Annotated in this window: 7 protein-coding genes; all 7 read left to right on the top strand. The window is 39.8% G+C overall.

The genetic code is table 11. The features are described from left to right. On the top strand, positions 1–199 hold a 199-nt coding region (locus MUP17_03560; protein ID MCJ7458053.1), incomplete at its 5' end, for a hypothetical protein. Then, positions 177–1694 carry a flippase gene (locus MUP17_03555; protein MCJ7458052.1) on the top strand — a complete coding sequence of 506 codons (1518 nt, stop codon included), beginning with the start codon at positions 177–179 and terminating at the stop codon, positions 1692–1694. The genes MUP17_03560 and MUP17_03555, both read left to right, overlap by 23 nt. A 14-nt stretch (positions 1695–1708) precedes the next feature. After that, entirely contained in the window at positions 1709–2734 is a 1026-nt protein-coding gene (locus tag MUP17_03550) for a glycosyltransferase (GenBank protein MCJ7458051.1), read from the top strand. Then, positions 2731–4107: a hypothetical protein gene (locus MUP17_03545; protein MCJ7458050.1), complete on the top strand. Its 1377-nt coding sequence runs from the start codon at positions 2731–2733 to the stop codon at positions 4105–4107. Before MUP17_03550 ends, MUP17_03545 begins: the two co-directional genes overlap by 4 nt. Continuing rightward, on the top strand, positions 4104–5186 hold the full coding sequence (locus tag MUP17_03540) for a glycosyltransferase family 4 protein (GenBank protein ID MCJ7458049.1): 1083 nt from the start codon (positions 4104–4106) through the stop codon (positions 5184–5186). The genes MUP17_03545 and MUP17_03540 overlap by 4 nt, the downstream gene beginning before the upstream one ends. A 26-nt stretch (positions 5187–5212) precedes the next feature. Then, positions 5213–6250, top strand: coding sequence for a glycosyltransferase family 4 protein (locus MUP17_03535; GenBank protein MCJ7458048.1), 1038 nt, complete (start codon positions 5213–5215; stop codon positions 6248–6250). A 31-nt stretch (positions 6251–6281) separates the two neighbouring features. Next, a partial coding sequence (locus MUP17_03530; GenBank protein MCJ7458047.1) for a glycosyltransferase family 4 protein occupies positions 6282–7271 on the top strand: 990 nt, incomplete at its 3' end.

Below are 7271 nucleotides of genomic sequence, written 5' to 3'. Positions count from 1 at the left end.
CTATGACAAAGATTATCTGAAGAACATAGGAATTGTAAAAAATTACATAGAAAAACTCGGAATAGTTCTCTGCGGCAGGTTTGCTGAATTTGAGTACCTCAATATGGATGCCTGTATTCAAAGAGGACGAAACTTAGCCGAAAGGTTAAACCCACTATCAGAAGTGGAAGAGTTTCATGCAATTTCAAAAAGGAACTAATCACTCTATGGGAGAGAGACTCTCAGTGCTCCGGGAACAAAAACCAGATAAGGACAAAAGCAGAGCCAGGCTGGTATTGAAAAACTCAGGCGCTCTGGGGTTATCTACTGTCCTGGGAAAGCTATTCTATCTGCTTCTCTTCGTCTTTATCGGTCGGTATCTTGGACCAAACGACTTTGGTAAACTTACTTTTGCCTTGTCGTTTACGGCTATGTTTGTGGTAATCAGCGACTTAGGAATGAACCTGCTTACTGTCAAAGAGGTATCAAAAGACAGGAGTTTGACTGAGAAATATATGAATAATCTGGTGGTGTTTAAGACCTTCTTATCGGTTCTGGCTTTTGGAATAGTGATGTTGTCAATAGTCCTCTTAGGGTATCCGGAGAAAACCGTGAAGATAGTTTTTCTTTTAGGCTTAGCCACTTTTCTTTCGAGTATTTCCTCCGGGCTGAGGTGGATATTCCAGGCTCATCTCAAATTAGAGTATGATTCGGTATTAAATCTGGCTCAGAACGTCCTGTGCTTTGGTCTGGGGTATCTATTTTTAAAGCTGGGCTGGGGAATCTATGGCATAGGGTATTCTCAGGTTTTTGTCTGGATTCTGATTTTAATCTCGGCCTGGGTCTTGATCTCGAAAAAGTTCACCCCTATAAATTTCGAGTTTGATTTTGCCTTCTGGAAAGATCTTTTGAAAAGGTCCATCCCTTTTGCGCTGATGCTGGTTTTCACCGGTTTGTACCTGAATTTGGATACTGTGCTTTTATCGTTTTTTAAAGGAGATCATGCAGTGGGCTTGTACAACGCGGCCAACCGCCTGGTCTTAGCTGGCAAGATGATTCCAGGGGTGCTGGTTGCTTCTTTGTTTCCCATAATATCGGAAAGCTCCAGAAAATCCAAGCCGGAATTTGACCGGATACTGGGCAAGTCCTTTACCCTGATGTTCTGCTTAGCCCTGCCCATAAGTATCGGCACGGTTATGCTGGCTGACAAACTCATTGGCTTCCTTTACGGGGCACAATTCGCAGGCTCAGTGCTGTCTTTGCAGATACTTATCTGGGGGATGTTCTGTATGTATTTAAGCATCGTCACCGGAAACGGTCTTATGGCTAAGGGATATCAGAAGTTCAACACTTTAATCACCGGAATCGGCTTGGTAATCAGCCTTCTTTTTAACTTCGCTTTGATTCAACGATTTAGCCACCTGGGAACCAGCGTTGCTATTTTGACCACTGAGTTTTTTGTGATGATATCTGGGATGTTTTATGCCCGAAAGCTCTTAGGTTTTGATTTCAAAATCCTTTTGGGCCCGTTTTCAAAAGTGGTATTTGCGACTCTGATCATGAGCCTAACCTTATATCTGACCAGGGAATTAAACCTCTTCCTCTGCGCTGGGGCAGGGATTTTAAGTTACCTGATAGTCCTTTTTTCCTTAAGGGGCTTGTATGGCTATGATTTTTATAGATTGAAAGATTTGATTTTTGCAAAGACAGGTTAAAAAAGGGGAGAAACTTGTCAGAAGAAAAAAAGGTAAGCGCCATAGTGGTAAATTGGAATGGAATGAAATTCCTGCCCGTGTGCCTGGATTCTATTTTCAGGCAGAGCTATAAGAATTTAGAGGTAATAGTGGTGGACTGCGCGAGCAAGGACGAAAGCGTTTCCTTCATCAAGAGCAACTACCCGCTGGCAAAGGTGATAGAACTAAAACAGGATTCCGGGCCGCCTTATGCCATAAACTTAGCCACCAGAGAAGCGCAAGGGGAATATATTTTAATTTTAAATAATGATGTTTATCTACCTGAGAATTTAGTGGCTGAAATGGCGGCAGAGCTTGAAAAAGATGAGAACTGCGTGATAAATCCGCTACAACTGGATTTTGATGGCAATTTCATTGGAGCTGGGTATCCAGCAAGAGATTTTGGCTTGCAAAATCTCTTTAAACCTGAGGAACTCCGACCCTTTTTTTCCTGCACTGCCTGCTGCCTAGTAACAAAACAGGTTATTGAAAGGAACACGCTTAATGAACTTTTCTTTTTGTACGAGGACGTGGAGTGGGGATGGCGTTTAAATTTAAAAAATGTGCCTCCTAAACCCTTACTCAATTCTTATTTCCTGCATAAAAACGCCGGGTCCGTAATCAAGGGCTCGCCTAAACAGGAAAAAATGGCGATCTACAGTTTTTTGGCTACTCACTATATATGTTTTAAGGTAAGCACCTCGGTTCTGCTTCTTCCGGTCACGGTTCTTACTCTCTTAAAAAAGCTTTTGCTGTTATGTAAGAGGGATCCTGTCTTGGCCAATTCTTTTTTTAGTGGTTTTTTCCAATTTGTTAAACATCTTCCAAAATTATCTCAATACAAGAGAAGAGTTCAAAACGAAAGATTCATAAAAAGTGATCTGTGGGTTCTAAAGACAATGATAGGAAGCTCATCTTACTTGAAAGAGCTCAAAAACTATTGGCAGACAAACCTTAGAAGTCTGATGGAAAAAGAGATACAAGCACATATCAGCTATTTAAACAGGGACTTCCAACGATGATAACAGATTTTCTGTTAATTGCAGTATTTTCTCTGTTTGCAATCCTCTTGTTAAGCAAGAGCTTCAAAGGGGTGGTTCTTTTTTTAGCATTTTTCATCCCTTTCGAGGAGTTTGTCTTAAAGTTTATGCCGGTTTCAGATGAGATATATTCACTGTTGAGGTATGGGAGCGAAATCCTATTACTTATGACTTTGATAGCTTTGATTATGAAGAAAATCACTGAGAGAGAGCATTTTGTCAAAACCGTTGCAGATGTTCCAGTTTTGATTTTCGCGGGAAGCGTCTTTCTTTCTGGTCTTTTAAATCAAACCCCTCTTTTAGAAATAGTCCTATTTATAAGAATTGTACTACGGTACTACCTCTTGTACTTCATTATGGTAAATATTAATTTAGATATTGAATTTACTAAGAAGTTAATCAAAGGCTTAATTGGCATAGCTGTCTTTCAATTTGTGGTTGGGATTGCTCAGGTTTTAGTCGGTGACCCCATAAACAAAATTCTCATGCCGCGGCCTACGACTTTGACAGTGGGAAGCTACGCCGCGAAGAAATGGCTCATTTTAGGGGGATTGAGAGAGAAGGGGCATCTGGTCTTTGGGACTTTCGGTGATACGGTTAATTTAGGATTATTTATTTTAATTGTTCTTACATTAGTCACTGCAATTTTTTTAGTTACACAGAAAAATAAAGAAAAATTTTGGCTCTTCTTTATAATCGGATTATTCATTCTCATTAGCACCTACTCTGTTGGTCTGGTGTTTACTTTTATGGTAGTTTTGCTCTTTATGGTATTGACAGTTAAACGATGGGGCATGTTAAGTTTTTGTGGACTTCTGGTAGGGGGGGTAATTTTAATAGCGTTTACATATCGAACTGAATCCTTTAATCTAATTGCCTCTAATTCCCTAATTTCGCCAATAGAAAACTTAGGTCTTCTCTTTTCTGAGAGAGCTTGGGAAGTTGCCAAAACAAACCGACTGTTTACCCTCTTCGAAGTGCCCTCGGTCATTTTTTCACATTCTCCCTTATTGGGCCTTGGACCTGGGTGGGAATTAATAAGAGACAAGATCTCAAGTTTTTGGTTAGGAGATGTCTATTGGGTTCAAATGCTTGCTCAAGTTGGTGTAATAGGGCTTTTGGCTTTTTTGTGGATAATCTGGAGATTCTATAAAATTGGATTTAAGGTTTATAAAAATTCAAATGATTTGCTAATGAAGGGAATAGCCCTGGGATTCTTAGGGGTGATAGTTGGGGTCTTCTTTTATGATTTCATCGGACCAGCTCTGGAAACACGCCCGTTAGCTTTTTATTTCTGGCTGTTTGCCGGGCTTATTGGAAACTGGTCAAAATCTATTCCTGGAAATGGAATATGAAGAAAATCTTAATGGCAGTCGGCTGGGAAGTCCAGCAAACAAAAAAAGATGACCAAGGAAAATATCCGGCGGACCTGCTTCTGCCAGATCAGAAATACTGGTTTTTCAAGCACTGGCCCGAGGATAATTTACAAATAGAGGTTATGGGTTATAGGAAGATACCTTTGCTGAGCTTGATTGAGAAAAAGTTTTTACATTTTCACCTTTTCCAGTCCCTAAGGGTTTTACCCAAAATGAAAAAATATGACCTTTTGATCTTTTTCCATTCCCAGATAGGTTTAATCCCGGCTCTGTTCAAGAGCATTTTCAGGATAAAAACCCCTCTGGTGTTGATAGATGTGGAGGGAATAGGCAGAAAGAACAGCTGGTATTTGAAGCCATTAATAAGAAAGGCTTTGTCCGCGGTTAATTTGCTTTTCTATCTAGCCCGATTACAGAAAGAAGATTATGAAAAACACTACCCAGAGATTATAAGAAGGACAAAATTCATTCCCTTTGGATTAGATATTGATAGGTTTAAGCCTCAAAATAGCTGTCCAGCTAATTATATAATCTCATTTGGTTATGGGGGGTTAGATGCCAGAGACTGGCCCACTTTGTTTGAAGCATTTGGTAAGTTAAGTAAAAAAATGGAATTGGTCGTTATTGGGAAAAAGGGGTTTTCTAAGAAGGAATTGAAAGGGTTGTTATTACCCAAAGGAGTCAGAACAATACCGTTTTCACCGCTTGAGACCCTGAAAAAATATATTGAGTCTTCCCTTTTTGTCATACTTCCATTACCCTATCGCGCTCATGCCCATGGTCAGATGTCTCTATTAGAATCTATGGCTTTAGGTAAGGCGGTTATTGTGGCTAAGACGCCCGGTGTTATTGATTATGTAGAAGATAGAAAGAATGCTTTATTTTACGAATTGGCTAACCCCTCTGATTTAAGAGAAAAAATTGAGTTCCTTTTAAATAATCCAAACGAGACAGAAAGATTAGGAATAAATGCCAGAAAATCGGTTGAGTTGCTCTATAACGAAGAGAAAATGGCTCAAGATATTTATTTTGCTGTAAAAGATCTATATCTCAATTGAGCTCAGAAAAAATAAGGGGATTGTTAATGCATAAGGTTTTGTTTCTTGATACAGAACATAAAAGATTCTCTTCAGAATTTTTTGATGAGCTTTCCTTGAAGGTGCCGGAAATTCACATCATCAAGATGAAAACTTCCCCATTTCATCTTAATTATGGTCGAACTTTTTTTTATAAGGTTGTTCAAGTCTGGATGCCATTTCTACTCTTTGCCATCAGAGGTTTTGCAAAAGGGCGGCGATATGATATAGTGATTTGCTGGAGTGGTGTCGTTGGTTTATTCATGGGGTTTCTAAAACTTATATTCTTCCGGACCAAGCCAAAGTTATTCGTGGTAACGTTCATTTTTAGACCGAGAAAAAGTAAGATTATCACTGCCCTCCGTTTTTGGTTTTATAAGGTATGCATTAGAAAAATTGATGGAATTATATGTCATTCAAGAGATGAAGCTGATTATTATGCTAATTTATTTGGTCTGGACAGAAAGAAAATAAAATTCGTTCCTTATGGTATAGAGCTTCCCAAAATTGATTTACAGGAAAATGGAAAAGAACTATATGTAGCAAGCGCTGGTAAGAGCAATAGGGATTACGAACTAGTGCAAAAAGCGACAAAAGGACTAGAAATGAAGGTGAAAATTTATTGCAGCCGTGATTATAATATCTTGACAAAAGTTGACAAGGAATCTAACCTGGAAGTATGCGTAGATACACCGCTCAAAGAATTTCTACAAGGACTACATAACGCACTGTTCGTAATTATCCCACTAAAGGTTCCTGAATTTTCGTCTGGTCAACTTGTTTTGCTTCAGGCGATGGCACTTAGTAAAACGGTAGTAGCCACAGATTGCTGGGGTACCAAAGATTATCTAAAGAATATGGAAAACGGAATCTTAGTTACACCTGGTGATGCATCGGACTTGCGCGAGAAGATTCTTTTTCTCCAAAATAACCCTAGCGAACTAAGAAGAATGGGGGAAAATGCACAAAAATCGGTGCAACAATATTTCAATATCCGGGCTTTTGCCGCAAATATTGGCACTTTCATAAGAGAAAGGATGTGTTAAAACCAAAAAGGGCTAGAAGGAGCGCAAATAGGTGCAAGCTGTAAAAAATGGAGATTCAAAAAATGTCTTACTCTTAGGGTTCGGATTTTATCTCCACAAAAATAATGGAGATAAAAACTTCTGGCTGAACCTTTCCAGGGAATTATCTCTTATGCTGGATAAGCTAATAATCGTCTCAGTCAATTCCTCTCCAGTTAAATTTGAGCAAGAGGGAAATATTTATCAGTATAACGTTCTGCCCTCATTTCACCAAAAGAAAGCTGTAGCTAAGGGGCTGAGCCTCGGATTCTTCAAGGATTCTCCACCCTGGAGGGTGGTGCAAAGGTCTGCTACCCTGTTAAAGCTGATCCCCTTCCTGAAAAGGATAGTCAAATTGCACCAGATACAGGTAGTCCACCTGATGGACAATTTTGGGTTTTTAACCGGGCTTATTAAACTCTTCTTCCCAAAGCTCAAAGTCTATGCCACAGGCATCACCTACAACACACATAGTTTCCCTTCCAGGGCTTATTCGCTTTACCAGAGGCTCGTGTTTGGGAATCTGGATAAAGTGGCAGTCAGCTCAAAAGCATACCAGCAGAAGCTGATCCAGCACGGTTTTCCAGATAAAAAAGTCCAGGTGATCAGATGGGGAGTCCCTCTGGGAAATGGGGAAAAAGTATTGCCTGAGAAAAGGAAAACCCCACATCCGAACAAGGTGATCTTATGGACCGGGTTTACCCAGCAGATAAAGGAAAAAAGCTTTTATCACTCTTTGTCAGTTGCCCAAAACATCATAAGAAAGAACGCTGGAATCGATTTTGTTTTTGCGTTTAAGCCAGAATGTTTCCAGGATAGGTATGGACTTTACCAGGAAAAGAATCTTAAGGTTATAACAACGGACCATCAGGAATTCTTAAAACTTCTGGATAAGATTGACCTTTTGTTAGCCCCAGTAGAAAACTCGAAATCCACCATAGCTCCTCCTTTGTCCTGGATAGAGTGCATGGTAAAAGGGATCCCGGTTATGAGCACCCAGGCG

This window comes from Candidatus Zixiibacteriota bacterium, assembly GCA_022865345.1.
In the GTDB taxonomy this organism is placed as follows: domain Bacteria; phylum Zixibacteria; class MSB-5A5; order MSB-5A5; family RBG-16-43-9; genus RBG-16-43-9.
The sequence above is the reverse complement of the archived record's forward strand: the minus strand, read 5'-3'. Positions and strand labels throughout refer to the sequence as shown.

What these genes read in the sequence shown, in the direction of transcription:
- MUP17_03540 (MCJ7458049.1), top strand. Translation starts at nt 4,104, where the DNA reads ATGAAGAAAATCTTAATGGCAGTCGGCTGGGAAGTCCAGCAAACAAAA.
- MUP17_03545 (MCJ7458050.1), top strand. Translation starts at nt 2,731, where the DNA reads ATGATAACAGATTTTCTGTTAATTGCAGTATTTTCTCTGTTTGCAATC.
- MUP17_03535 (MCJ7458048.1), top strand. Translation starts at nt 5,213, where the DNA reads ATGCATAAGGTTTTGTTTCTTGATACAGAACATAAAAGATTCTCTTCA.
- MUP17_03555 (MCJ7458052.1), top strand. Translation starts at nt 177, where the DNA reads ATGCAATTTCAAAAAGGAACTAATCACTCTATGGGAGAGAGACTCTCA.